The following is a 25727-nucleotide window of genomic DNA, read 5'->3' as shown; positions in this document are numbered from 1 at the left end:
CCGCATAGCCAGATTTACGCTTTTTCCGAAAGTTCAAGCCATCGCATCTCCTTTTCGTCAAGCAGATCCTTGAGCTCGGAATAACGCCGAGCCTTTTCCTCAATGTCGCTTAACTGTTCCCCGGAATTAAAGACGGTTTCGAGCTCATGGCGCTCGGCAGTAAGCCGGTCAATCTCAGCGGTCAGTTCCTCAAACTCTTTACGCTCCTTGAACGACATCTTGGCCGGACGTGAATTCTCGCGGCTGCGGCTTTTTGTCTGCGCTTCGCATTTCTGTGCGGCTTTCTGCTCTTCATTGGCCTTCTGTTCGCGCAGATATTCGCGGTAGTCACTGTAATTTCCGGGGAAGTCCTTGATGACACCGTTGCCTTCCATCACAAACAGGTGGTCTACGATGGAGTCAAGGAAAAATCTGTCATGAGAGATGACTATGACACAGCCTTTGAATTCCCTGAGATATTCCTCAAGGATGCCTAAAGTCATGATGTCAAGGTCGTTGGTCGGTTCGTCGAGAATCAGAAAGTTGGGTTGTCTGACCAGCACGGCGGCAAGGTTGAGCCGTCGCATTTCGCCTCCGCTGAGAGTTGAGATATATTTCTGTTGGTCAGCCGGAGTAAACAGAAACCGGTTCAGGAATTGCATGGGTGAAAGGCGTGTGGCGCCGTTATCAAGTACGATATCATCGGTCAGATCAGTAATCGCGTCGATAACTTTCTTGTTGGGCGGGAGCTGGAGGCCTTCCTGCGAGTAATAACCGAAGCGTACGGTTTCGCCTACATTCCACTCTCCGCTGTCAGGCGCTACGAGCCCTTGCAGCATCTTGACGAATGTCGACTTGCCTACGCCGTTGCCGCCTACGATTCCGAGCTTCTCATATCGGGCGAAAGTATAGGTAAAGTCGTCCAGTATGACTTTTTCACCGAATCGCTTGCTGATCCCCTCGGCTTCAAAGATTTTTGAGCCGATGTATGACGATCTGACATCAGTCGGGTCGATCTGTCGCTCGGTGTAATTGGCGCGGGAACGTTCCTTGAGATCATAAAACGCGTTGATCCTGTAACGGGCCTTGCCCGCGCGGGCCTGAGGCTGGCGTCTCATCCATTCCTGCTCCTTGCGCAGAGTGTTGCGAACCTTGGCGAGCTCTCCTGTCAGAGCCTCGATGCGTTCGGCGCGGCGTTTGAGGTAAAGGTCGAAGTTTCCTTCATAGGTGAAGATCTGCTGCATGTCAATCTCGATGATCTTATTGCAGACACGGTCTAGAAAATAACGGTCATGAGTGACCATCAGCAGGGTGATGCGTTGTCTGGTCAGATAGTTTTCGAGCCATTCCACGGTTTCAAGGTCGAGGTGGTTGGTCGGCTCGTCGAGAATCAGCAGATCCGGAGAGGCAAGGAAGACCTGAGCCAGTGCAGCACGTTTGATCTGGCCGCCTGACATGTGCTCCGGCATTATTCCGCAGTCGCTGATGCCAAGCTGTGACAGCATCTGGCGCACACGGTCTTCGCGGTTCCAGTCTTCGTGATGCTCTTCAGGCATTGCCGCGAGCAGATTGTCAAGAATGCTTTTCCCGGGGGCGAAATCCGGAATCTGGGCAAGAAATCCCACTCTTAAGCCGTTGCGAAACGTTACAGATCCGCTGTCAGGGGCTTCCTCTCCTGAAAGAATGCGCAGCAGAGTGGATTTTCCGGTGCCGTTTTTGGCTATGAGGCCAATCTTGTCGCCTTCGTTAATGCCGAAAGTAACAGAATCGAAAAGCATACGGTCGCCGTAGCTTTTTGTCAGATCTTCAACTTGCAGATATGGTTTCATAGGTCGAGGCAGTCATCAAGGGCTTTGGTGATTGCGGCGCGGTCGAGATGCTGTCCGATAAACACTATCTTGATCATGCGGTCACCGTAGTCGGCATCCCAGTCGCGCATGATCGACGGATCCTGTGCCACCAGCTCTTTCAGTTCGTCCTCCGGAGCTGTGGCAAACCACATCCCGGCCTCTTTCAGCTGTTTCTGGCGTCCTGCGCTCTCGAACAGATATGACATATCAGGATTATTGCCGAAATAGCAGATGCCTTTTGAACGTATGATATTTTTCGGCCACTTGCTTGCGGCGAAATAATCGAATTTGTTCAGATCGAAACCCGGACGTCGGAAATAGACGAAAGTCTCAATGCCGTATTCCTCAGCCTCTCCTTCGCTGTGGTGATGATGGTGGTGGTGACAGCCGCAGGAGCATTCAGGGCCGTGATCATGGTGGTCATGATCATGATGTTCATGGTGCTTGTGCTCATCTTCGCCGTGCTCGTGTTGGTGATGGCATTCGTCATGATGATGGTGACCGTGCTCACGTTCATGTTCTTCTTTTGCAATCTCTTCAGCCGGCTTTTCAATCTGGCTTACCCAAGCGGCCGATGTCGCCACTTTGTTGAAATCAAACATGTGGGTGTCGAGTATCGACGAAAGATCTATGTCGGCATAGTCACATTCGATTATGCGCACTCCTGGATTGAGAGCGAGCACTATTGTCCGCACTCGTTTGAGTTCTTCAGGAGTGATTTCGGAAACTTTGTTGAGGATGACTATGTTGCAGAATTCAATCTGCTGGATGACAAGATTTTCAATATCCTCATCATCATGATGGTGTGCGGTAAGATCTTCTCCGCATCCGAATTCGTCACGCATGCGGAGAGCATCGACAACTGTCACTATGCAGTCGAGCTTCGGAGTGCCGTTGCGTGTAAGCGCGCCGTCTGCCATGTAGGGAATCGAACAGATGGTCTGGGCGATAGGGGCCGGCTCGCAGATCCCGCTTGCCTCAATGACTATGTAGTCAAACTTCTTCATCGCCATTATCTCCTCTATCTGCTTGACGAGATCCATTTTCAGGGTGCAGCAGATGCAGCCGTTCTGCAGGGGCACGAGCGAATCGTCTTTTGTGTCGACGATGCCTCCGCGCTGAATCAGATCGGCGTCAATATTGACTTCACCGATATCATTGACTATGACCGCGAAACGTATGCCGCGGCGGTTGGAGAGTATATGGTTTACGAGAGTGGTCTTGCCACTTCCGAGATAGCCTGTTAGAAGAAGTACGGGAGTTTCCATATAATAATATAATATATATGTTTGGGGGGGGAATTCTGTTTTACATTGCCGGGATTACCAGCTGATACTTACTGCTACGCCTTTCATACGGGCATTGATGGGCGGATTCAGCTTGGTCAGCGATATGTAGCCGCCGCTGATCTGGGGCCAGCGGGCAGTCAAAGCTTGTCGGATACGCCCTATGACGTGTTCAAGCAGATTGGATGGATCAGACATCACATCCTTTATAATGCCTACGGCTTCGGCATAGTTCAGCGTATGCTCTACATTGTCGCTTTCCATCGCTTCTCCGATAGGATAGCGGAGGTGGACCGTCAGTTCAAACGTGTTGCCGTTCAAGCGCTCGAAATCAAACACCCCATGTCGAGCAAACAGTTGCAACCCGTTTATTTCTATGGTTCCTTCCATCAGTGTCTTGGCGTTTTTTTGTGATTGATGTTTTAGCTCCAGCTCAGGTTTGAGCCTCGTTTGATGAATCCTTTGATCCTGTACCACAGATTATATATGGGCTCGAAAGTCATGAACCAGGGTACTGTGATCAGCAGAGATCGTGAATGGAGAGCACGAGAAGTCGAACGCCATGCAAAAGCAAGTATGAGCGTCAGACTTAGATAGAGCACTGAGGCTGCGATCAGTGGAACCAGTGACGGAAGGCCGACAAGAGCGAGCCCTATGCAGCATCCGGTGAAAATCCACCAGGCCAGAGAGCAGCTGCCGAAGAACACCCGTGACCAGGTACGCAACTTTCCGGCTGTGTACCCGTAACGCAACTTTGAAACTTTATGGGCCGGCTGAGGCTGCATTTCAGGCACTTCAACTATGGCACCCTGTGAGATTTCTACTGCGGTGTTCGCGCCGTTAGCCACTTCATTGACAAACATATCGTCGTCGCCATACTTCAGATGCAAAGTCCGTGAGAAACCCTTGTTGCGGAAAAATACCGACCGGCGATAGGCCAGATTGTGACATGTGGCGCGATACGGACGGCCTGCGAGTCCCCAGGAGAGATATTCTACGGCAGTGCGCACGGTGTCGAAGGCGTGGAGGCGCTTCCAGGGTTCCTTCACCGCTTCTTCGCTGTCAGGATCAATGGCGGCGACCGGTGCCGCATAGCCGATGACCACCTCTTTGCCCTGGCCGAAATGACGGGCCATGAGACGGAGCCATTTATCGGAAAGTATGCGGGCGTTTCCGGTGGTCAGCACAACCACTTCATGGCGCGCAGCCTTGATGCCGAGCGTCAGGGCCAGTTTGCGGCGTGAGAGCGAGCGTGATTCCAGCGGAGTGAAAGTCATGTAGAGATTGGAATAGCGTTCTTCAAGGCGGGCTATCACCTCTTTGGTTGAGGGTAGCGCTCCATCGTTGACCACGATTACCTCAAACGGGGCAGGGTAGTCCTGGTCGAGAATGGCGGGAAGCAGTGTCTCCAGATTGCGGGCATCGTCTTCAGCACAGACTATAACCGACACTCCCGGAAGTTGTGTGTCATCGGTTTCTTCGGCTGTGTTGTCAGTTGAAGCCGCACGGCCTACAATCCTGACATAGTGGCGGAAACCGAGCAGAAGATAGAAGAAGCAAACGCAGACTCCGCAGAGCAGAGCTATTATAATAGGTGTGAATTGAATTTCAAACATAATGACGTGAGCATTTTTTTCAACCTGCAAAATTACAAAAAATGCCCGAAACAACGCCCTTGACACGAAAAATTTCCTCATTTCATTAATTGACACCTGCTTCGGATCATTATTTTGCAAAATCAAGAATAATTAAGTAATTTTGCAGTTCAAATTCGACTTGAATATATGGGATTTTTTAATTTTTTCTCCCGCGAAAAAAAAGAGACTCTTGACAAGGGCCTTGAAAAGACACAGCGCGGACTTCTTGACCGTCTCTCACACGCCATCGCCGGTAAATCTACGATAGATGACGATGTGCTCGACAACCTCGAAGAGGTCTTTGTGACCTCTGATGTCGGTGTCGACACAACACTGAGAATTATCGACCGCATTCAGAAGCGTGTGGCCAGAGATAAGTATGTCGGGTCGGCCGAGCTCAACCGTCTGCTGTGCGAGGAAATAGCCGACATGCTTGCGGAAAACAGTAACGAGTCTTCGCAGGATGACTTTACTGTTCCGGCATCTCACAAGCCCCATGTGATAATGGTGGTGGGTGTCAACGGTGTCGGCAAGACTACTACCATCGGCAAAATGGCCGCCCAGTTCAAAAAAGCCGGCAACAAGGTGATGCTCGGTGCCGCCGATACATTCCGTGCCGCCGCCATTGAACAGCTTGAAGAGTGGGGCCGCCGCGCAGATGTGCCCGTTGTCAAGCAGAAACTCGGAGCCGATCCGGCATCAGTGGCGTTTGACACGCTTCAGAGCGCCATTGCCAATAATGCCGATGTGGTCATAATAGACACAGCCGGACGTCTGCACAATAAAAAGGGCCTCATGGACGAACTTACCAAGGTCAAAAATGTAATGCAGAAACTGGTTCCCGAAGCTCCCCACGAAATTTTGCTCGTGCTTGACGGCTCCACCGGACAGAACGCATTCGAACAGGCCCGCCAGTTTGTTGCGGCCACTCAGGTCAATGAGCTCGCGATCACTAAACTTGATGGTACAGCCAAAGGCGGAGTGGTCATCGGAATCAGCGATCAGTTCAAGATCCCGGTCAAATACATCGGCCTCGGCGAAGGCATTGAAGACCTCCAGGTTTTCCACAAACGCGAATTTGTCGAATCACTTTTCGGGGAGAAAAAATAATCTCCCCTTTTATTTGGCTCAATTTCTGACCGGAATCTCTCAAGCGGCCGGTCTCATATCAAAGATTGTTTGAAATGACAAATAAAATAGCAGTCATCACCCTTGGCTGTTCGAAAAACCTTGTGGATTCGGAGCGTCTGATGGTGATGCTCTCCGATGTGGGCTACGAGGTTGTCGACGCCGCCACCGAAGCCTTCCTTGAAGCCGACGGATGGAAAGGCGTCGTGATAAACACCTGCGGATTCATCGGCGATGCCAAGGAAGAATCCATTAACGAGATCCTCGCCTGGTGCCAGGCCAAAACCGATGGCCGCATCGCCGCGCTTTTTGTCATGGGATGTCTCTCCCAGCGCTATGCTTCGCAGCTTCCGGCAGAAATACCGGAGGTAGACCGCTGGTATGGCAAAACGGACTGGCCTGCGCTTGCCGTAGACCTCGCACGCCGCTCCCCGGCCACTGCTCCGTATGACCGTGTCATAACCACGCCCCGCCACCACGCCTACATAAAGATAGCTGAAGGTTGCAATCGTTTCTGCGCATTCTGCGCCATACCGTTGATAACAGGCCGCTACAAGTCGCGCCCGATTGATGAGATCATCGCGGAAGTCCGCATGCTTGTCAGTCGCGGAGTCAGAGAGTTCAACGTCATAGCCCAGGATCTTACTAACTATGGCAAAGACCTTTACGGCAAGGTAGAGATAGCGCGTCTTGTCGATGAAATGGCGGCAGTGGAAGGTGTGGAGTGGATACGTCTGCATTATGCCTATCCGAAAGACTTTCCGCTTGAATTGCTTGACGTGATGGCCCGTCGCGACAATATCTGCAAATATCTCGACATTGCGCTCCAGCATTGCGCCGATACTGTCTTGACCAACATGCGCCGCCACATCACCGGAGCTGAAACCCGCAGCCTTCTCGCCGAAATCCGCAGGAGAGTCCCTGGAATTCACATCCGCACCACTCTGATGGTAGGCTTTCCGGGTGAAGGCGATGATGAATTCGCCGAACTTCTCGATTTTGTGCGTGAACAGCGCTTTGAGCGCATGGGCGCTTTTGCCTATTGCGAGGAAGAAGACACCTTCGGCGCGCGTAATTTTGAAGATTCTATACCCCAGGAGGTCAAAGACGAGCGCCTGTCTCAACTGATGGAACTTCAGGAAAAGATTTCGCTGGAGATCCAGGAAGAGAAAGTTGGATCGGTGATGCGCGTCGTTATTGACCGTGAAGAACCTGAATTCTATGTGGGCCGCACGGAGTTTGACTCTCCTGAAGTCGATCCGGAAGTGCTTGTCTCCAAAATTTTCAGACTGGAGAAGGGCAGAACATATAATGTAAAAATAACTTCGGCTCTTCCTTTTGAACTCATGGCGGAGCCTCTTGCCGAAACATTGGACCCTGCATGAAATTCAGCGCCCAGATTTCCCAGGCCATTGACCGTTGTCTGACCGATGAGATCCCATTTGTGGCTTTTGCCATGCCGGGAGAAGCTGAGGTCTGCTTCCGTGCATCCCTGCCTGACGGTCAGTTCCGCTCGCCGGCTTTCCGCGACAAGGAGAGCGACAGCTTCTTTATAAATTTCTTTGATAACGATGAACCTTATACAGCAGGTGTAAGTTTCGACATGACGGAAGAGGAAGTCAATAATTTCCATGACCCCACCTATCATGCCCGGATCTTCGGTGACTCTATCCGTCCGCGGGTATCGTCCACATTCCGAGCAAGCTACCATGAGGCTTTTTCTGCCGTGAAACCCCGTTTGAAGAAAGATGGCGGCAAGGTCGTGCTCTCACGTCTGCGGTCGCTGTTTACTAAAAAGACGCCTCGTCTGATTGCAGAAGAGTATTTTGCCCTGACTGATTCAACATTCCGTTATCTCTGCTTTACTCCTGAAACCGGCGTATGGCTTGGCTCAACTCCTGAGGTCCTGCTTGAAAGCGACAGAGCCACAGGTCTTATCCGCACAATGTCACTCGCCGGGACACGTCCAGCCGATGAATCGGGTGACTGGGATGAAAAAAACATCCGTGAGCAGGCCATCGTGACTGACTACATCTGCCATACACTCCGCAATGCGGGTCTTGAAGTAGAAATCAGACCTCTGACCGAACGCCGTTTTCTGAATATAAAGCATCTTTGTACGCCTATTGATGCCCGCGGAGATGTCAGCATACCGGAGCTGATGTCGGCGCTCAGTCCCACGCCTGCAGTTGCAGGCTATCCGCGCGAACGGGCAATAGGGGAGATCGGACGGGTCGAGACGCATCGCCGTCATTGCTATGGCGGTTACGTCGGAGTCCGTATCGGCGGCGATTACCATGCCTTCGTCAATCTGCGCTGCGCTTTCATGGCTCCTGTCACACTGAGTGGCACCAAAGGCTGGCTCGGAAATCTATATGCAGGAGGCGGCATCATAGCCGCTTCGCAGGAAGACGCTGAATGGCTTGAAACCGAATCAAAAACCAGAGTCCTTGCATCGGTCTTCCTTGGTGAAAACGGGCATGAAGGCGAGGAAGGCTCTCGGCTCACCAGGAGCTCGGTCTCATTTCTCTCGGATCTGCCCCCTTCCGGCCATGATGACGGCCAGCCGGTAAATTCAGCCGGAATCTAAGAAATACCCCCCCATCAATCATCTTTCCAGGAAAAGCAATGAAAAAAGGATCACCAGTCATTATAATTCTCATCGCAGTAATAATAGTTGTTATAGTCTCGCTGCTTCCTCTGTCAAAATGGAGTGGCGGACGCATCAAGGATTTCAGCCTTTTCAGCGATATACTGAAAGAGGTCGGTATTATGGAGGGTGAACCCTCATATGCAACCGCTGAAAACATCGACCCCGAACTTCTGAAAGCAGCCGCAGAAGCAGAAAAAGAAGCGGAAAAGGCTCCGCTGCCGGGCGAGCCGATTGACACGATCATCTCTCCGGTCAAACCGTCGAGGGTCGGTGATCTCGTCAGGGTTGAAGACTACACAACTCTCGGCACAGGCTTCACGAATTTGAAAAGTGCCATTTCCGAGGGCCGTCTTGCCCGCGTGGCCGTGGTTGGCGACAGCTATATCGAAGGAGATATCTTTACTCAGGATCTCCGCGAACTTTTCCAGGATGCTTATGGCGGCGAGGGCGTAGGCTATGTCAACATGCACTCCGATTTCCCCGGTTTCCGCCGTTCGGTAAAACAGGGCGGTTCCGGCTGGCAGTCATTCTCGGCCAACAAGAAGTCAGACAAGAAATATCTCGACCTTACCGAGCAATATTTCACCCCTAAAGGCACAGCTGTTTCCACCTATGCCGGAACATCGGCTTTCAAGCATACCGGATCGTGGTCGCGTTCACGTTTTCTTTTCATTTCGCCTGACGATATCACAATCAGTGTTAAAACTGACTCCGGTGAATGGGAAGAGCGCAATATATCGGCTTCGGAATCCGTTCAGTGTTTAGAGATCGCGCAGCCGGTCTCTGAATTCGGTCTCAAGGCTTCGTCCTCTTCCCTGATTGCTCTTGGCGTGTGGCTTGACGGCACTTCGGGTGTCAGTGTCGACTGCATGTCATCACGCGGTTTTTCTGGAATAACTCTGACCAAAATCAATCCGGATCTTTGCCACGAGATGGCCGAGGTCATAAATTATGATCTTATCATTCTTGAGTTCGGCATCAATGCCATGAGTGCCGGGCAGAAAGAATACAGTGTCTACTGCTCCCGCATGGTCGATGTGATAAACCATGTCAGATTCTGTTATCCTAATGCCGACATCCTTCTGATGGGTATCGGTGACCGTGGCGAGCGTCGCGGATCTAAAGTGCGCTCAATGGCGGTGGCTCCGGCCATGATTTCAGCCCAGCGTGACGCGGCGCGTCGTGCTCACTGCCTTTTCTGGGATACCCGTGAGGCTATGGGCGGCGAGGATGCAGTGGTGCAGTGGAGCTCCACCGGACTGATGAACAAGGATTATATCCATCTGACCCACAAGGGCGGGGCCCGCCTTGCAGGAGAACTGTTTAATGCAATTCAACACGATCTGAAATGAAATATATCTATAGCTCTCTCTTATCTTTGACTTTTGCAGCGCTCCCGGTGACTGTGGCAGCGCAGCTGCCGGCTGACGATCCGTCAGTCACAACTGAAATAACAGACTCTGACGAGGAGTTTGATTTGGCAGTGCGCCAGAACCCGGTTGAAATCCCTGACGAGGCTGATGATATTGACATCCCTATCCCCGGTTTTATCAAGCGTTCGTCCAATCACATTATATATAATGGCGCTGACTGGTCTAAGCTCCGCGCGGCCTTTGAAGGCAGCTTCCAGGCTCCGGTCTCGATTGTCCATATCGGTGACAGCCATGTACAGGCCGATATAAACACCGGCACCACACGCGAACTTCTGCAGTATGACTTCGGTAATGCCGGTCGCGGACTGATAGCACCTCTGCGTATATGCGGTACCAACCAGCCTAAAGACTATGTGTTTCAAAGCCGCAATTCGTGGAATGCTGTCAAACTGATGAGTCCGTCATGGGCTCAGACCGTAGGATTTACAGGCACTTCTATCCGTCCTTCAAGTTCGTCGAGCGAACTGACTATCGGAACTCTTGACACAGACGATTACAATCCTTTCACATCTGCCACCATTTTTCATAACGGCAAGCTGACCATCAAGGATGTTACGGATGAAAATGGCAATCCAGTGCATTTCAGAGCTGTTCCTTCTCGTGATTACACCCAGATAATTCTCGCGTCACTTGCCACTAAGATCAATGTGTCATTCGCATCGGCCGGTGACCTTACTCTCTATGGCGCCTCTCTCTCAGGCGATCGTCCGGGTGTGTTCTATCATGCTATAGGCAATAATGGAGCTACATATGACTCCTATAACCGGATCGGCAATGTGGGCGTTGGAATAAACCCTTTGCAGCCTAACCTTGTTATACTCTCGTTAGGCACAAACGAAGCCTTCGGCCGTAGAATTGACACCGCTTCCTTTACCCGCTCGATAGACCGGCTGGTCAAAAATATCCGGACTGCAAATCCTGATGCCCTTATTCTGCTGACAACTCCGATGGAATGTCACCGCAGTGTTTCCAAAACTCAGAAAGTCAGAGTGCGCAAGAAAGCCCGCAAGGGTCGTAAGGCCACTTACAGAACTGTGACAAAGTCAACACGCAGCTATGCTGTCAATGCCAACATAGCTCCTTTGCGCCAGGCTATTCTTGACTATGGAAAGAATAACGGAATCGCGGTATATGACTGGTATGAAGTGGCCGGAGGAAACGGAGCGAGCACATCATGGATAAACGCAAGTCTCTTTGCCAAAGACCGTGTGCATCATACCCACAAGGGCTATAACCTGCAGGGCCGGCTTATCTATGACGCTTTGATGGACGCTCTCCGCGAACAGCCTCGCAACTGATGCCGACAGCCATTTTGCCTCTTGACCTCAAAATCAGATAATAATAATTCTAACACATTATCTATTCTACTACGTTGGATTCCGTTGCTACACTGTTTGGCGATTTGCTCCAGAGATTGTCTTCGCTGCCTGAACGTCTTGAGATTGATCAGGTAGTTGATGTGTTACGCTATGACCCCATGCAGCCTCTGCTGTTTAATACAGGGCTTTTCCTTGTGCTCTTTGTCGCATTCCTCTGCATTTATAGGCTGGTGCGCGGTGTGCGTGTGCTTAAAATGGCGCTCGTCATACTGTTTTCGCTCTATTTCTATTATAAATCTTCCGGATTTTCGTGTTTGATTCTTCTCGGTGTGTGCGTGAGTGACTGGGTTCTTGGCCTGCTTATGGACAAGGCTGCATCAATGCAGCGCGGTTCGGATGCATTGCGCAGGCTGATAGTTTTTGTCAATGTCGCCGCCAATGTGGGGATGCTGGCTTATTTCAAATATTTCAATCTGATAGCCGACACATTGTCACATTTCACCACGATGGACATCCGCGTCGAGACCATATTGCTGCCTGCCGGAATTTCGTTTTTCACTTTCCGTTCGATAAGCTATATTGTCGATTTATACCGCGGGCAGCTGAAAGCCTGCCGCAACCTCCTTGACTATATTTTCTTCCTCACTTTCTTTCCGCCTCTGCTCGCAGGGCCTGTGGTCAGAGCTAAAGATATGCTCCCGCAGGTCTATTCCAACCCTGTGGCAACCCGCGATATGACATCGGAAGGCATATGGCTGATCATCACGGGCTTGATCAAGAAGGTGGTGATAGCTGATTTCATCAGCGGAAATTTTGTGGAGCGTGTTTTTGACAATCCGGCTCTTTATAGCGGGTTCGAGAATCTTATGGCCACCTTCGGCTTTACAGTCCAGCTCTATTGCGACTTTTCAGGCTACAGCGACATGGCTATCGGCATAGCCCTGCTTCTCGGATATCGATTCATGGAGAATTTCAATGCTCCTTTCAAGGCCCAGAACCCGACTGAATTCTGGCATCGCTGGCACATCTCGCTTTCAACCTGGCTGCGTGATTATGTCTATATTCCTCTCGGAGGCAATCGCTGTTCTCGCCCGCGCATGTATTTCAATCAGTTTGCCACAATGGTAATCGGCGGCCTCTGGCATGGCGCATCGTGGATGTATGTCATCTGGGGTGCTGTACACGGTGGACTGCTTGTGGTCCACAAGATGTATCGGCGTGTGATCTCGCTTGCGGCTTCTGACGCTGTGCTTACCGAGAGCGGCGAGATGGTGATGGTCGAGTCAGGTCCTTCGGCATTGTCGCGGTGGATGCGTCCGGTCAATATGATTCTAACCTTTGTCATGGTCTCTCTTACCTTCATGTTTTTCCGTGCTCCGTCGATGGACGATGTGGCTATGATGTGGCATCAGATCCTTTTTGACTTTCATCTGTCTGTCGCGCCTCAGTTCGTGGAAAGCTATCTGACCATAGTCCTGCTGATGATCGGAGGGTATATGATTCACATCACGCCCTCACGGATGACTCGCAGAGTCCGTTCGGTGTTTGAAGCCAGTCCGGCGTTTGTGCAGGCTGTCATTCTTGCATTGGTCATTCTTGTAGTTATCCAGGTGCGTCAGAGCGATATTGTTCCGTTTATATATCTTCAGTATTGATCCGTATGTCTATGTTGCGTTCAGCCTTGCTCTCTGCTTTCATGCTTTCAGCTTTTGTATCCGGGAATGTTTTCGCGCAGTCGCAGGCAACACCTGTAACTCCGGTCCGGGTTTCTCCGGCTATGTCCACCCCCGGCTCTCAGTGGCAGGGCTGTGAAGTCGGCTTTCTCGGAGACTCGATGAGCACACTCTGTGACACTACTGCCAACAAACGCTTTTATGACTATCTGCATAATCTGCTTGGTTTGACTCCTCATGTCTATGCACGGTCAGGATGGCAATGGAAAAATCTTCTCGGAGAAGTCGACAAACTGAAGCGCGATCATCCTGATGTTGATGCCGTGATGGTGTGGGCCGGGACCAACGACTATAACCACAGCTGCCCGATCGGTGAATTTTTTACCGAATCGACGGCTCAGGTGAATGCCAACGGAAAGATCGAAACCCGCCGCTGCCGCAGTCATGTGATGTCAGATTCTACTTTCTGCGGGCGGATCAACCTCCTGCTGTCAAAACTGAAACAGACTTTTCCTGACAGGCAGATAATACTTCTGACCCCCATTCACCGCGGTTTCGCCCGCTTCAGCCAAAGCAATGTGCAGCCTTCCGAGCAATACTCAAATGCGCTTGGACTGTATATTGACGATTATGTGCGTACTCTCCGCGAGGCCGGATCGGTGTGGAGTGTGCCGGTGATCGACCTCTATTCCATCAGCGGGCTCTATCCGGCTGACAGTGCTCATGACTGTTATATACAGAATCCGGAAACCGACCGCCTCCATCCCAACACCATCGGCCATTTCCGCCTTGCCCGCACACTCCAGTATCAACTGTTATCCCTCCCTGCAAAATTTTAATCAGGCAGATCCCGCGAGTCAGATTTGGAAGAGATCTTAAGGACAAGACTGTCAATTATAGTCGACACAGGTGGTTTCTGACTCTTTGATGGCAGTTCGGATGAAAAATTGCCAGGAATTTTAGTCAGGTTCTGAAAAAATAGTGTAACTTTGGGTTGTAAAAATTCTAACCCCCTAACACCACGTAAAACTATGTTCAGACCTGAAGACATTGAACTATTGAAAAACAAAGGAATAACTGAAGCCGAAGTCGAGGCGCAGCTCAAGCGTTTCGTTACAGGCTTTCCCTATTTGCAGATAAGCGATGCCGCCCGTGTAGGTGCCGGCATTTTCCGTCTTGACGAAGGTGAAATAGATGCCGCTCTTGACCGCTGGCATGAATATCTCGCACACGGCGGAGAAGTCTGCAAGTTTGTGCCCGCATCAGGCGCAGCTTCCCGAATGTTCAAAGCGCTGTTTGAATACGTCGACGGTGGAACTGATGAACTTAAAGAGGGGTCTCCTGTAGCCGCATTGCTCGCGAATGTCGACAAACTGCCTTTCCTGCCCGAACTTCGCGCGGCTGTAGAGCGTCTCTACGGCAAGACCCTTGACGAGATGCTGGCAGAAGGACGTAACCGCGATATTATCGCCGCTATTGTAAATCCCGAAGGTATGAACTATGGCGGACTCCCCAAAGGACTTCTTAAGTTCCACACCTATGCCGACGGATCTCGCACTCCGATAGAAGAACACCTTACCGAGGGCGCGCAGACAGCCGCTAATTCCAAAGGCATTGTCAATCTTCATTTTACCGTCTCGTCCAACCACCGCAAGCTGTTTGAAGAAAAACTTGCCGAAGTCATTCCTGCTACAGAGAAGCGTATGGGCGTGAAGTTCAATGTCAGCATGAGCGAACAGAAGCCATCGACCGATACGATTGCTGTCAACCCGGACAACACTCCGTTTGTTGAAGACGGTCATCTTCTTTTCCGTCCCGGCGGCCACGGCGCACTGATCCAGAACCTCAACGACATCGAATCGGCGGTTGTTTTCATCAAGAACATTGACAACGTGGTTCCTGACTCAAAGAGGGCCGATACGATCCGTTACAAAGAAGTGCTCGGCGGCCTTCTTCTCGAAGTTCATGACCAGATAGAAGAGGATCTTCTCGCGATTGACCAGAAACTCTACACATCTGATGATATCAAACGTATGCTTGACTATCTCAACAACGTGCTCAACGTCCGCGATGCCAAACTCGAAGGAATGGATGATGATGCTGTGGTGGAATATATCAAGGCAAAACTCAACCGCCCGCTGCGTGTCTGCGGCATGGTGCGCAACGAAGGCGAACCCGGCGGCGGTCCGTTCATTGCCCGCAACCCCGACGGCTCGACCTCTCCGCAGATTCTCGAAAGTAATCAGGTGGACCCGAATAACGAAGCCTATATGAAGATGATGGCATCGGCTACACATTTCAATCCCGTTGACCTTGTCTGCTACATCAAAGACATCCACGGAAAGAAGTTCGATCTTCCCTCTTATGTCGATCCGGCAACCGGTTTCATCTCTTCAAAGTCAAGCCACGGCAAAGAACTTCGTGCAATGGAGCTGCCCGGCCTTTGGAATGGTGCCATGAGCGACTGGAACACGGTGTTTGTCGAAGTGCCCATCTCAACATTCAATCCGGTCAAGACAGTCAACGATCTTCTCCGTCCGGCTCATCAGAACTGATGTGAAACAAATATTCCCGTCCGGCTCCGCGGCTGTCAACTGATAACTGCAGAGCCGGATGAGAATTTTGCAAAATCCTTATCCCTCTCTCGCTTGTTATAAATTCATACAAATTCACATTCAGCCTCACTCTACAAAAAATATTATGAGCAAGAGAGATGAAATAAAGAAGATCTGGCTTGAGTGCTTCCAGGACCCCAGACCATATGTCGACATGTATTTCGATCAGGTCTATCGCGATGACGAGGCGCTTTTGCTGTGCGATCAGTCTGACGCTCCGGTGAGCAGCCTGATGCTCCAGCGTTACCTCATGTCATTCCACGGGTCGGAACCGTCTGTAAGTTATATAGCCGGAGCGGCCACACGGCGCGCACGGCGCGGACAGGGGTTCATGTCACGGCTGATGCAGATGGCTCTTGAAGAATCAGCTTCGCGCGGTGATATGCTGTGCACATTGATTCCGGCCAGTGAGGCTCTTTATTTCTTCTATCGCAGATACGGATTTTCGACTGTGTTTTTCACCAAGGAACAAAGGTTCACAGCGTTCCACTCATTTCCGGTGAGTGGCGAATATCATCTTTTCCCTGAAGAAACGAGCGATGAGGTATGGTGTGCTTTCGACCGTTTCCAGCATCAGCGCAAATGCTATGTGCTTCATTCGAGGCGCGATTTCTACAATATCCTGTCCGACCTGAAGTCTGACGGCGGAAGTTTTGTAGTCATGGCCCGCGATGATGAAGACCGTGGCAGCCAGATAGTCTCAATGGCATGGGGCGTGGTTTCAGACGGGTTGTTGCTGGTAAAGGATGTGGTGGGTGAGGACAGCGACAGCCGTGCGGCCGCACTGCGCCAGTTGCGTTGCCTCTACACCGATACTCCGGTGCTTCTTCTCGGACACCCCGACGATTCGATGGGAGGCCGCCTGATGCCTCGCGGAATGGGGCGTCTGGTCAATGTGGAGAAAGCGTTGTCAGCCATCGCTGCTGCAGATCCTGGATTTTCATGCAGCATACGGGTGAGCGACAAGCTGCTGCCGGACTATAACTCGCATACTTTCATTATAAAGAAGGGCTTGTGTGTGACAGATGATTCCTATTGCGGTAAACTTGATTTCGATGTTACAGTCGAAGTTCTCACAGACATCATCTTCAGTTCATCGGCTATAGGCTCGATCATACGCTTCCCCTCGGTACGCCCTATGATAAGCCTGATGCTTGACTGACGGTATTTTAGAAATATTAGAAGTTGTTTAAAAACAACCTCTTAAAACAAAAACAACAGATATGATCATCAATTCAGCCCGTTTTGTAGTCTCTAATCCCACGGTTGGCAAATGTCCCGCCGACACGCGTCACGAATATGCCTTCATAGGCCGAAGTAATGTCGGCAAATCGTCTTTGATCAATATGCTTGCGGGCAACAGAAGTCTTGCCAAGACATCATCGACTCCGGGAAAGACAATGCTGATCAACCACTTTCTGGTCAATGACAGCTGGTATATAGTCGATCTTCCCGGCTATGGCTTCGCACAGCGTGGCAAATCGCAGCGTGAGCAGCTGGAGAAAATGATACGTGGCTATATCCTTAACCGTGCCCAGATGACCAACCTGTTTGTACTGATCGACTCCCGCCACAAGCCGATGAAGATCGATCTCGAATTTTTCAACTGGCTCGGTGAAAACGGAGTGCCTTTTGCCATCGTGTTTACAAAACTCGATAAACTCGGCACGCAGGCCGGCAAAAGGAATGTGGAGGAATACTGCCGCATTCTGCTGGAAACATGGGAAGAACTGCCGCCGGTGTTCCTGACATCAAGTGAAACCGGTCGCGGGCGAGATGAAATACTCGATTATATCGAGCAACTTAACAGTCTTCCGGTCGGATCTGATACCGGAGAGTGAACCCCGAAGCCTTCCCGGATGTTAAATATACAAAATTAAAATCTTTTGATTATGGATAAGAAAAACGCACAGAAACCGGGAGTGAAGCCTGCCGAAGAATACCGTGGAGTGGACGTCAATGTGTCAGACAATGATAAGGTCACTCCGGAAATGGTCAAGAAAGATGTCAAGGAGCTAAACAATAATCCGCGTAACGACGATATGGACGATATGTAGCCCTGCGGCCTCTGGAAGAGATATTGCAAATAAAAGCGATTTTTCGTAACTTTGTAAGTTAGTAAAAAAATCGCTTTTTGATTGTTGTATGAGACAGATTTTAGCAGTATCTTTTTGCCTTTTAGCAGCAGCCGGGATGTTCGGACAGCCGCTCTGGACCGGCAACATATCCGAAGTTGTCAGAGTGGAGGCTTCTTCGGCATCCGGTCTTGAAGGTGTCTATGTGCTTGACGGCCTTTCGGGCGTCTCGGTGTCCTGCCAGACAACAGAGGAAGAAGCTCCGTCCATACGCTGGTATCGCTATTCCTCTCTTGGTGGTGGTTATGCCGAAGAACTTTCCGACGTCAGAGTAGACGGCGCATCATCTGTACTCACAAAAATCGAAAGCGATATGGGGTATATTGTCGAACATCCTGATGGCCGCAGGGAATGCTTCTGGGTCATAGATTATAACCGCCATCCGTTTTCATTGACTTCGATCGTGCCATCAGCCGAACGTGATTGCCAGCGGATAGCCCTTGATGTGATCGGGATGGGAGAGGAAATGGCCTACTATGGCATCAACGGCCGGCGTTTCACTCTTGATAGGGGAATCCGCCTCAGTTACCATACTCTTACGCCCGATGAAGAAGCTCTGATGTTTCACCAGACAGAGACTGCGGTTGATTTTGCGTCACTTCCGGCAGTAATGCGTGCACCGGCTCCGCTTTGTGCTACGAAATTCACTGTTGAAGGCGACCGTTTCCTGCGCGCATGGGGTCATGCCGAAGAATTTACAAGCGGTTCAGTGGAACCATATGCAGTCAGCGGCCTGACAAAGATCACTCAGAATGTCCGTAGCGCAGATAATGAAGTGGCCCAGAATCCGTCAGGAACGTCGTTCGGCGGATCGGCTCCGTGTGAACTGGAGTTTGAGGCCGCTGTGACTGACGGTGCACTGTTTCATGAATGGCAATTCTCCCGCTACCCTGAATTCGACGATGTCAGTCTGCGTATACAGGACCTGAATTTCGCATATACGTTTAATGACGAAGGTGTCACCTATCTCCGTTTTGTCTGTGCCAATTCAGACGGGTCATGCGAATATACCGGCGAAGTCTACACCGTCTCCATCGGCGCGTCAATGCTTAAATGCCCCAATGCGTTTTCGCCAAACGGCGATGGCGTGAATGACGAATGGAAAGTGAGCTATTCAAGCCTTGTCTCTTTCGAGTGTCACATATTTGACCGTTATGGACATGAAATTACATCATTTACCGATCCTTCTCACGGATGGGACGGGAAATACAAAGGCAAGACCGTTCCGTCCGGCGCATATTTTTATGTCATCAAGGCCAAAGGCTCGGATGGCAGGAATTATGAACTTTCGGGTGACATAAACATTGTTAACTACAAGTAGGCATACAATCAGAATGTGCCTGCAACTGATATAAAACACAATCTGAACAACTTTTTTACCACTTTCTATGAATAACAATAAAAAGCTGTTTCTATATTCGTCAGTAGGTCTCACATTTCTGGCGCTTGTCGCATCATCCGAGCGGATTGCCGCAGTTACTTCTGCTCCTGAAGCTCCGGTAGAGACTCAGACTGCTGAATTCTCGACCGTAGTAAATCCGTCCATTCCGTCATCTGTGACATTTGCCGGAAAGAAAGTGGATCTTGATCCTACCCATATGTGGGAGCGACTTGACCGGGAACTGACAGCCATGACCTATACCCACGGGAATACGTTGCTTGGCATAAAACGAGCAAACCGTTACTTTCCGATATTGGCCCCGATACTGAAGAAAAACGGTATTCCGTCTGACATGATCTATCTCGCGGTCATCGAAAGCACCCTCAATCCGCGGGCCCTTTCTCCGGCAAAAGCCGGAGGTCTGTGGCAGTTGATGCCTGCAACAGGCAAAGAATACGGCCTTGAGGTCAACGAAGATGTTGATGAACGCTATGATCCCGTAAAAGCCACTGAGGCTGCTTCGCGCTATCTGAAAAACGCTTATGCCAAATATGGCAACTGGGAGTCTGTGGCGGCAAGCTACAATGGAGGCATGGCCCGTATTTCAAAGGAGCTCGGATCGCAGCAGGTCGATTCTGCATATGATCTCTATCTTGCCGATGAAACCATGCGCTATATATTCCGTATGCTCGCCATGAAACTTATAATGGAAAACCCATCGGCTTATGGCTTCAATCTGACTGCCGACCAGCTCTATCAGCCTATTGAATACAAAGTGGTGGAGGTTAATACTCCTGTCGATGACTGGGTTGCATGGGCTAAAAAGCAAGGTATAGACTATCTCACTCTGCGCGAACACAATCCGTGGATACGCTCAAAAACACTTCCGAACAAAAGCGGAAAGACATATAAAGTCAGCATACCAATCCGCGATTCCCTTTCACGCTCGCGCCAGAAAGTCAAAGTCTACAATCCGGCGTGGGTGGTGGCAGACTGACACAGGACTCCACGCTTTACTGACTGACCTGCCGTATTTGTAAATAACAGAAATGAGCACAGCAAACAATAACGAAACAACAGAAAATAAGCCGGACCGCGCTTCAGCATCCTCTTTGAGTGTGCTTGGAGCGCGTGTCCACAATCTGAAAAACATAGATGTAGATATTCCCCATAACTCTCTTGCGGTCATCACCGGACTGAGTGGCAGCGGGAAGTCGTCATTGGCTTTCGATACTATTTTCGCCGAAGGCCAGCGCCGTTACATAGAGACTTTCTCTGCCTATGCCAGAAATATGCTCGGTAATCTCGAACGTCCTGACGTTGACAAAATCACAGGCCTTAGTCCGGTGATAGCCATCGAGCAGAAGACTGTCAACAGGAATCCGCGAAGCACCATAGGCACTACAACAGAAGTCTATGACTTTCTCCGTCTGCTCTATTCAAGAGTGGGGACGGCGGTAAGCTATGTCACAGGCGAACCGATGATAAAATATACCAGGGATCAGATTGTCAATCTGATCCTGCAACGATATGACGGGCACAAGATCTATATACTCGCACCTTTGGTAAAGAATCGCAAGGGGCATTACAAGGAACTTTTCGAGCAATTGCGCAAGAAGGGTTTTCTGACTGTGCGCGTAGACGGAGAGCTCCGCGATCTGACGCTCAACATGATGCTTGACCGCTACAAGAATCATGATATAGAGCTTGTGATCGATCGGCTGAAAGTCTCGGCCAAAGATCTTACCCGGCTTGAATCAACCGTTGCCGATGCCCTGCGCCAAGGTGAGCGCCAGGTGATGATCTATGATGTAGAAGATGACTCTGCTGCCTATTTCTCCCAGACTCTCATGGACCCGGCCAGCGGAATCTCATACCGTGAGCCTGCGCCCCACAACTTTTCATTCAACTCTCCGCTCGGAGCCTGCCCCTGCTGCAAGGGGCTTGGTTATGTCAATATAGTAGACCGCAACAAAATCATCCCCAATCCCTCACTTTCGATCCATGAAGGAGCCATATTGCCGCTCGGCAAGTACAAGAATTCCGTAATATTCTGGCAGATCGACGCAATATGCAAAAAATACGGATGTACGATAAAGACTCCGGTCAAGGATCTCCCTGAAGAAGCTGTCGGCGAGATTCTTAACGGCACCAACGAGCGCCTTGTGATTGAAAATGACACAATGGCCACATACAATTATTTCAACACCTATGAAGGTCTTGTGAAGTATATCGAGATGCAGCAGGGCGACGATGCCTCCGCGGCTGCTCGCAAGTGGAGCGAGGGTTTCTTCTCGCGGGCAGAATGTCCGGAGTGCAAGGGAGACCGCCTGAACCGGGAGGCGCTTCACTTCTTCATAGACGGGAAGAACATAGCCCAGCTTTGCCGCCTTGACATTTCGGATCTCTATGAATGGTCAAAGGATGTCGAGTCAAGGCTGTCGCCGACCCAGGCAATCATAGCGCGTGAGATCATGAAAGAGATCCGCTCAAGGCTGAAATTCCTCGTGGACGTAGGTCTGGACTATCTGCAGCTCAACCGCGCTTCTGCCACACTTTCAGGAGGCGAAAGCCAGCGCATCAGGCTTGCCACACAGCTTGGCTCGCAACTTGTCAATGTGCTTTACATCCTTGACGAACCGTCAATCGGACTGCATCAGCGTGACAACCGCCGACTGATCGACTCGCTCAAGCAACTTCGCGATGCGTCAAATTCCATCCTTGTGGTGGAGCATGACAAGGATATCATGCTTGATGCCGACTATATAGTGGACATCGGTCCGAAGGCCGGCCGAAAAGGTGGAGAAGTAGTCTTTGCCGGAACTCCGGCTGAAATGCTTTCAAAGGATACTCTTACGGCAAACTATCTTAATGGCAAACTGTCGATTCCTCTCAGAGACAAGCCCAGGAAGGGCAACGGGCAGAAACTCGTTTTGCGCGGAGCCAAGGGTAACAATCTCAAGGATGTCACTCTTACACTCCCGCTCGGCCGTTTCATATGCGTGTCAGGCGTTTCGGGAAGCGGGAAGTCCTCGCTGATCAATTCAACGCTGCAGCCTATACTGAGTCAGAAATTCTTTCGTTCGCAGACAGCTCCGCTGCCTTATGACAAAATTGAAGGGATTGAAAATATCGACAAGGTAGTCACTGTCGATCAGTCTCCTTTGGGGAAATCGCCGCGCTCTAATCCCGCTACATATACGGGGGTGTTCACGGCTATACGCGATCTATATGCATCGCTGTCAGAAGCTAAGATCAGAGGCTATCGTCCGGGGCGTTTCTCTTTCAATGTGGCCGGCGGACGTTGTGAGACTTGTTCAGGAAACGGCTACAAAACTATAGAGATGAACTTCCTGCCGGATGTGCTTGTGCCTTGCGAAACCTGCGGCGGAAAGCGCTACAACCGCGAGACGCTTGAAGTACGTTTCAAGGGGAAGTCGATCGCTGATGTTCTTGACATGACGATAAACCAGGCAGTAGAGTTTTTTGCCGGAATTCCTGCGATTCTGAACAAGATTCAGGTCTTGCGCGATATCGGGCTCGGTTATATCAAGCTCGGCCAACCGTCATCCACACTGTCCGGCGGTGAAAATCAGCGAGTGAAACTTGCCACAGAACTTTCACGCCGTGACACCGGAAAGACTCTTTTCATACTTGACGAGCCTACCACAGGCCTGCACTTTGACGATATAAGAGTGTTGCTATCGGTGTTAAACAGGCTTGTAGACAAAGGGAATACCGTGCTTGTCATCGAGCATAATCTCGATGTGGTATGTGCGGCCGACCATGTTATTGACATGGGCCCCGGAGGTGGTAAAAACGGCGGCCATATCATTACCACCGGCACTCCCGCGCAGGTTGCAAAGTCTGATTCTCCGACGGCGCCTTTTATCCGCGAGGTGCTTGAAGGAGTGCAAAAGGATCGGTCAGACAGCAAACCCTAACGACTATAGAGCGGCTTGATCCGCTGGCGGACAGCCCGTTTGCGCTCCTGCTGGATCTGTCTGCGCATACGGCGGTTCAGAATGGGGCGCTCTTCCTCTTCAGGCTCGGTTGACTCTGATTCAGAAGATGCTGTATTGCCGTTATTGTCCATCGGTCTGCTGGTTTCGTCTTTGCCGGAGGAAGCGGCGGTCGGCTGTCCGGATTTGCGTTTTGATGAAATTTCTCTGGCACGTTGAGATCGCCTGATGGCTTTGTCGATTTCGGGGCGAAGCAGATTGAACATCAGCAGAACGGAAGGATCGGTATATTCATCCGGCTCTGCTCCACTGGTTATGTAGGAGTCTACAGTCGCGATGGCTTCTTCGATTAATGACGGGCGGTTCAGGCTGAATGAAAATCTGATGCGGTCGCAGATTTCAGAATAAAATTTTCTAGAAACGGGGAGTGATGACTTTTTCATAAGTACGGAGTGTTTTTTTGCGCAAATTTAGCTTATGAAAAAGCCGATTTAGTGCGATAATGCGGGAAGGTAAAGATAATCACCGGCATCCTTGCCGGAGCCTTTGTAGAAAGGCCCTGTCGGGGATGCCGGTGATCAGACTTCTTGTGAGAAGTGGGAGAATGAGTTTTTAGCGCTGGGCGTGGTAGGAGAATACCTTGATTTTGCCGTTGTCAATGTAATAGGCGGAATTGGAATCATTGGCATTCTGCTGCTGGGCTGCGTTGGTGTTCGGCCTGTTGACGCGCATATTGTGTCTGCGGTCCCCTTTTTTACCGTTTTTATGCTTGGCCTGTGCCATTTTGCCGTGACGGGGGCCACCCTTCAATGCCTGATCAACATAGTTGTTTTCAAGGAACTGCACATATTGCTCAGGTGTCAGGATGTTCTTTACCTTGGCAAGATAATCGCGGCGGTTCTGGATCATTTTCTGCCGGTTTTCAGCCCGTTTGGCCTGCTTTTCAGCCTTGGCCTGAGCTTTGTCTTTTTTCTCTGCTTTATCTTTGCAGCAGTCTTTCTTTGGAGCAATGGACTGGAGTTCGGTTTTCTGCTGTTCCGTCAGGTTCAGACCTTCGAATGGATTTGGGCGGACAGCTTTGTTTGCTTTGCCTGCTTTGGTACATTCGGTCTTGGGGTTGTCGCATGTCTGAGTGTTTGCGGGTGACTGTGCAGTGGCGGTAATGCCTAAGGTTGATGCCAGGATGATTGCTACGCTTAAAAGAGTCTTTTTCATTGTTGTCTTATTTATTATTATTGTTTTTAAACGACCTCTAAAAGCCGTTGCCGGCCAATCGTTTTTGGTGCGATTTATTCTTATGACAACTGTGGCCGGATATGGTTTAATGCGTAATTGCTTGATTTAACAAAGTTTGTAACAATGGTTAAATTCTATGTGGATATGGCCTCAGATCTGGAATTGTCGAAGAGAAACAGTGTATTGGTCGAGAGTTATTTGACATTTAAGCGGAAAAATGCTAATTTTGCACTTGTATAGCCTCGATTGGCAGTAAACTTATTTTAATTAGCATGAAAACAATAGGCAAATTACTATTTATAAGCTCATTGGCTCTTACAGCGTCATGCGGGAGCGGCAATAAGTGGCATCTTGAAGGACGCATTGACGGACTTGGCGAAAATGATCTTGTTGTGCTTGAAGGCAATAACCAGGGCTACTGGTATCCGATGGACACTATTGAGATCAAAGGAAACGGATCGTTCAGCTACAGCCGTGATGCGCAAGGCTACCCCGATATTTATCGTCTGCGGATAGGGGAGAAGTCTCTCTATTTCCCGATTGACAGCATCGAGACTCTCAAAATCACAGCCCAGGCGCCTGATATCGATGCAAACCACAGCCTTTCAGGTACTCCTCAGGCTGCAAATCTCGAACACGTAGACAGCCTGCTCAGAGCGGAAACAGCATCCGGCAATGTGCAGTCCGTCACCTCTAATGCAGATCTCAAACGCGAACTCGGCAAAATGATTCTCGCCGATCCTGCCGGTATAGTACCTTATTATATTATAAGCAAGCGGGTGGGCGGCCAGCCTCTGTTCAATCCTGCCGTGAAGGAAGACCTGCGCATTATCGGCGCTGTGGCCAACGCGTTCAACGAGCAGCGCCCATCTGATCCGCGCACAACCTATCTGCGCAATCTCTTCATCAGCAACCGCCCGAAATCAGGGAAAGTCAATGAAGAGAATGTGGCGTATGCAAATGAAGTCCGCGCATTTGATATCAATCTTTTTGACAATGAAGGGAAGAGGCATTCTCTGCTTGATCTCACATCGAAAGGCAACGTGGTTATTCTGAATTTCACCGCCTATACTGCCGAAGATTCGCCTGCGTTCAACGTGATGCTCAACAATGTCTATCAGAAATATCATCAGCAGGGACTTGAAATATTCCAGGTGGCATTTGACAGCGATGAATATGCCTGGAAGCAGACAGCAAAGAACCTGCCCTGGATTACGGTGCTCAACGGCGCTGCTGATGGCGATAAGGCTCTCCGTGACTACAATGTAGGCTCTCTTCCCGCCGTTTTTATTTTCGACCGCAACGGAGATGTGGTCGAGCGTGTGACAGACATGAGCACTCTTGATTCTTCAGTGGCCCGCCGCCTCTGAACGAATAATGACTGACACTTAGAAACGTATAGCGACATATAGCGACTGGGTTGAAAACATTTTATCGGAT

General features: G+C 50.3%; 21 protein-coding genes. 15 read left to right on the top strand and 6 right to left on the bottom strand.

The genetic code is table 11. From position 1 onward, the window contains the following. Nucleotides 1-14: 14 nt before the first annotated feature. Genes E7745_RS10870 through E7745_RS10855 form a run of 4 tightly spaced genes read right to left on the bottom strand, consistent with a single transcriptional unit; the run spans nucleotide 15 to nucleotide 4731 of the window. Nucleotides 15-1808, bottom strand: coding sequence for an ABC-F family ATP-binding cassette domain-containing protein (locus E7745_RS10870; RefSeq protein ID WP_107031366.1), 1794 nt, complete (start codon nucleotides 1806-1808; stop codon nucleotides 15-17). Next, entirely contained in the window at nucleotides 1805-3097 is a 1293-nt protein-coding gene (locus E7745_RS10865; RefSeq protein ID WP_123398872.1) for a GTP-binding protein, read from the bottom strand. The genes E7745_RS10870 and E7745_RS10865 overlap by 4 nt, the downstream gene beginning before the upstream one ends. A 54-nt stretch (nucleotides 3098-3151) precedes the next feature. Then, a complete protein-coding gene (gene folB / locus E7745_RS10860) occupies nucleotides 3152-3505 on the bottom strand; it encodes a dihydroneopterin aldolase (RefSeq protein ID WP_107031368.1) in 354 nt (117 codons plus the stop codon). A 32-nt stretch (nucleotides 3506-3537) separates the two neighbouring features. After that, on the bottom strand, nucleotides 3538-4731 hold the full coding sequence (locus E7745_RS10855) for a glycosyltransferase family 2 protein (RefSeq protein WP_168182105.1): 1194 nt from the start codon (nucleotides 4729-4731) through the stop codon (nucleotides 3538-3540). A 168-nt stretch (nucleotides 4732-4899) separates the two neighbouring features. Here E7745_RS10855 and ftsY point away from each other — a divergent pair, with 168 nt between their 5' ends. The 14 genes from ftsY to uvrA all read left to right on the top strand — a co-directional run bounded on the left by ftsY (nucleotide 4900) and on the right by uvrA (nucleotide 23033). Continuing rightward, the gene (gene ftsY / locus E7745_RS10850; RefSeq protein WP_123398874.1) at nucleotides 4900-5862 is read left to right on the top strand and encodes a signal recognition particle-docking protein FtsY; all 963 of its coding nucleotides are present in this window, start codon (nucleotides 4900-4902) and stop codon (nucleotides 5860-5862) included. A 74-nt stretch (nucleotides 5863-5936) separates the two neighbouring features. Next, entirely contained in the window at nucleotides 5937-7265 is a 1329-nt protein-coding gene (gene rimO / locus E7745_RS10845; RefSeq protein ID WP_124075625.1) for a 30S ribosomal protein S12 methylthiotransferase RimO, read from the top strand. Continuing rightward, a complete protein-coding gene (locus E7745_RS10840; protein WP_124075624.1) occupies nucleotides 7262-8470 on the top strand; it encodes a chorismate-binding protein in 1209 nt (402 codons plus the stop codon). The genes rimO and E7745_RS10840 overlap by 4 nt, the downstream gene beginning before the upstream one ends. A 38-nt stretch (nucleotides 8471-8508) precedes the next feature. Beyond that, complete coding sequence (locus E7745_RS10835) at nucleotides 8509-9885, top strand: GDSL-type esterase/lipase family protein (RefSeq protein WP_124075623.1); 1377 nt, start codon at nucleotides 8509-8511, stop codon at nucleotides 9883-9885. Further along, nucleotides 9882-11264 (top strand): GDSL-type esterase/lipase family protein, encoded by a 1383-nt coding sequence (locus tag E7745_RS10830; protein ID WP_123398878.1) that lies wholly within the window; start codon nucleotides 9882-9884, stop codon nucleotides 11262-11264. Before E7745_RS10835 ends, E7745_RS10830 begins: the two co-directional genes overlap by 4 nt. 104 nt (nucleotides 11265-11368) lie before the next feature. Continuing rightward, nucleotides 11369-12940 carry an MBOAT family protein gene (locus E7745_RS10825; protein WP_240597609.1) on the top strand — a complete coding sequence of 524 codons (1572 nt, stop codon included), beginning with the start codon at nucleotides 11369-11371 and terminating at the stop codon, nucleotides 12938-12940. 41 nt (nucleotides 12941-12981) lie between these two features. Then, on the top strand, nucleotides 12982-13797 hold the full coding sequence (locus tag E7745_RS10820; protein ID WP_240740296.1) for an SGNH/GDSL hydrolase family protein: 816 nt from the start codon (nucleotides 12982-12984) through the stop codon (nucleotides 13795-13797). Between the two features lie 192 nt (nucleotides 13798-13989). Continuing rightward, a complete protein-coding gene (locus tag E7745_RS10815) occupies nucleotides 13990-15513 on the top strand; it encodes a DUF4301 family protein (protein WP_136408820.1) in 1524 nt (507 codons plus the stop codon). A gap of 145 nt (nucleotides 15514-15658) precedes the next feature. After that, nucleotides 15659-16735: a GNAT family N-acetyltransferase gene (locus E7745_RS10810; protein ID WP_160631156.1), complete on the top strand. Its 1077-nt coding sequence runs from the start codon at nucleotides 15659-15661 to the stop codon at nucleotides 16733-16735. A gap of 61 nt (nucleotides 16736-16796) precedes the next feature. After that, nucleotides 16797-17414, top strand: coding sequence for a ribosome biogenesis GTP-binding protein YihA/YsxC (gene yihA, locus E7745_RS10805; RefSeq protein ID WP_107031377.1), 618 nt, complete (start codon nucleotides 16797-16799; stop codon nucleotides 17412-17414). Between the two features lie 51 nt (nucleotides 17415-17465). Beyond that, a complete protein-coding gene (locus E7745_RS14875; protein ID WP_160631154.1) occupies nucleotides 17466-17630 on the top strand; it encodes a hypothetical protein in 165 nt (54 codons plus the stop codon). Between the two features lie 88 nt (nucleotides 17631-17718). After that, nucleotides 17719-19029: a gliding motility-associated C-terminal domain-containing protein gene (locus E7745_RS10800; RefSeq protein ID WP_123398881.1), complete on the top strand. Its 1311-nt coding sequence runs from the start codon at nucleotides 17719-17721 to the stop codon at nucleotides 19027-19029. Nucleotides 19030-19096: 67 nt separating this feature from the next. After that, the gene (locus E7745_RS10795) at nucleotides 19097-20086 is read left to right on the top strand and encodes a lytic transglycosylase domain-containing protein (RefSeq protein WP_136408818.1); all 990 of its coding nucleotides are present in this window, start codon (nucleotides 19097-19099) and stop codon (nucleotides 20084-20086) included. Between the two features lie 52 nt (nucleotides 20087-20138). Further along, complete coding sequence (uvrA, locus tag E7745_RS10790) at nucleotides 20139-23033, top strand: excinuclease ABC subunit UvrA (RefSeq protein WP_123398883.1); 2895 nt, start codon at nucleotides 20139-20141, stop codon at nucleotides 23031-23033. Here the strand turns inward: uvrA and E7745_RS10785 are convergent. Both E7745_RS10785 and E7745_RS10780 read right to left on the bottom strand, forming a co-directional pair. Continuing rightward, nucleotides 23030-23494, bottom strand: coding sequence for a hypothetical protein (locus tag E7745_RS10785; RefSeq protein ID WP_123398884.1), 465 nt, complete (start codon nucleotides 23492-23494; stop codon nucleotides 23030-23032). The genes uvrA and E7745_RS10785 overlap by 4 nt on opposite strands. 169 nt (nucleotides 23495-23663) lie before the next feature. Continuing rightward, nucleotides 23664-24266, bottom strand: coding sequence for a Spy/CpxP family protein refolding chaperone (locus E7745_RS10780; RefSeq protein WP_107031382.1), 603 nt, complete (start codon nucleotides 24264-24266; stop codon nucleotides 23664-23666). A 329-nt stretch (nucleotides 24267-24595) separates the two neighbouring features. Here E7745_RS10780 and E7745_RS10775 point away from each other — a divergent pair, with 329 nt between their 5' ends. Further along, on the top strand, nucleotides 24596-25657 hold the full coding sequence (locus tag E7745_RS10775; RefSeq protein ID WP_168182103.1) for a TlpA disulfide reductase family protein: 1062 nt from the start codon (nucleotides 24596-24598) through the stop codon (nucleotides 25655-25657). Nucleotides 25658-25727: the final 70 nt, after the last annotated feature.

Origin of the sequence: Duncaniella sp. C9 (assembly GCF_004803935.1) — a bacterium.
In the GTDB taxonomy this organism is placed as follows: domain Bacteria; phylum Bacteroidota; class Bacteroidia; order Bacteroidales; family Muribaculaceae; genus Duncaniella; species Duncaniella muris.
Note: the sequence above shows the minus strand (reverse complement) of the source record. Positions and strands in the feature narration are given on the sequence as shown.

Coding starts and splice junctions, on each gene's coding strand:
- E7745_RS10870 (WP_107031366.1), bottom strand. CDS start 1,808: ATGAAACCATATCTGCAAGTTGAAGATCTGACAAAAAGCTACGGCGAC.
- E7745_RS10865 (WP_123398872.1), bottom strand. CDS start 3,097: ATGGAAACTCCCGTACTTCTTCTAACAGGCTATCTCGGAAGTGGCAAG.
- folB (WP_107031368.1), bottom strand. CDS start 3,505: ATGGAAGGAACCATAGAAATAAACGGGTTGCAACTGTTTGCTCGACAT.
- E7745_RS10855 (WP_168182105.1), bottom strand. CDS start 4,731: ATGTTTGAAATTCAATTCACACCTATTATAATAGCTCTGCTCTGCGGA.
- ftsY (WP_123398874.1), top strand. CDS start 4,900: ATGGGATTTTTTAATTTTTTCTCCCGCGAAAAAAAAGAGACTCTTGAC.
- rimO (WP_124075625.1), top strand. CDS start 5,937: ATGACAAATAAAATAGCAGTCATCACCCTTGGCTGTTCGAAAAACCTT.
- E7745_RS10840 (WP_124075624.1), top strand. CDS start 7,262: ATGAAATTCAGCGCCCAGATTTCCCAGGCCATTGACCGTTGTCTGACC.
- E7745_RS10835 (WP_124075623.1), top strand. CDS start 8,509: ATGAAAAAAGGATCACCAGTCATTATAATTCTCATCGCAGTAATAATA.
- E7745_RS10830 (WP_123398878.1), top strand. CDS start 9,882: ATGAAATATATCTATAGCTCTCTCTTATCTTTGACTTTTGCAGCGCTC.
- E7745_RS10820 (WP_240740296.1), top strand. CDS start 12,982: ATGCTTTCAGCTTTTGTATCCGGGAATGTTTTCGCGCAGTCGCAGGCA.
- E7745_RS10815 (WP_136408820.1), top strand. CDS start 13,990: ATGTTCAGACCTGAAGACATTGAACTATTGAAAAACAAAGGAATAACT.
- E7745_RS10810 (WP_160631156.1), top strand. CDS start 15,659: ATGAGCAAGAGAGATGAAATAAAGAAGATCTGGCTTGAGTGCTTCCAG.
- yihA (WP_107031377.1), top strand. CDS start 16,797: ATGATCATCAATTCAGCCCGTTTTGTAGTCTCTAATCCCACGGTTGGC.
- E7745_RS14875 (WP_160631154.1), top strand. CDS start 17,466: ATGGATAAGAAAAACGCACAGAAACCGGGAGTGAAGCCTGCCGAAGAA.
- E7745_RS10800 (WP_123398881.1), top strand. CDS start 17,719: ATGAGACAGATTTTAGCAGTATCTTTTTGCCTTTTAGCAGCAGCCGGG.
- E7745_RS10795 (WP_136408818.1), top strand. CDS start 19,097: ATGAATAACAATAAAAAGCTGTTTCTATATTCGTCAGTAGGTCTCACA.
- uvrA (WP_123398883.1), top strand. CDS start 20,139: ATGAGCACAGCAAACAATAACGAAACAACAGAAAATAAGCCGGACCGC.
- E7745_RS10785 (WP_123398884.1), bottom strand. CDS start 23,494: ATGAAAAAGTCATCACTCCCCGTTTCTAGAAAATTTTATTCTGAAATC.
- E7745_RS10780 (WP_107031382.1), bottom strand. CDS start 24,266: ATGAAAAAGACTCTTTTAAGCGTAGCAATCATCCTGGCATCAACCTTA.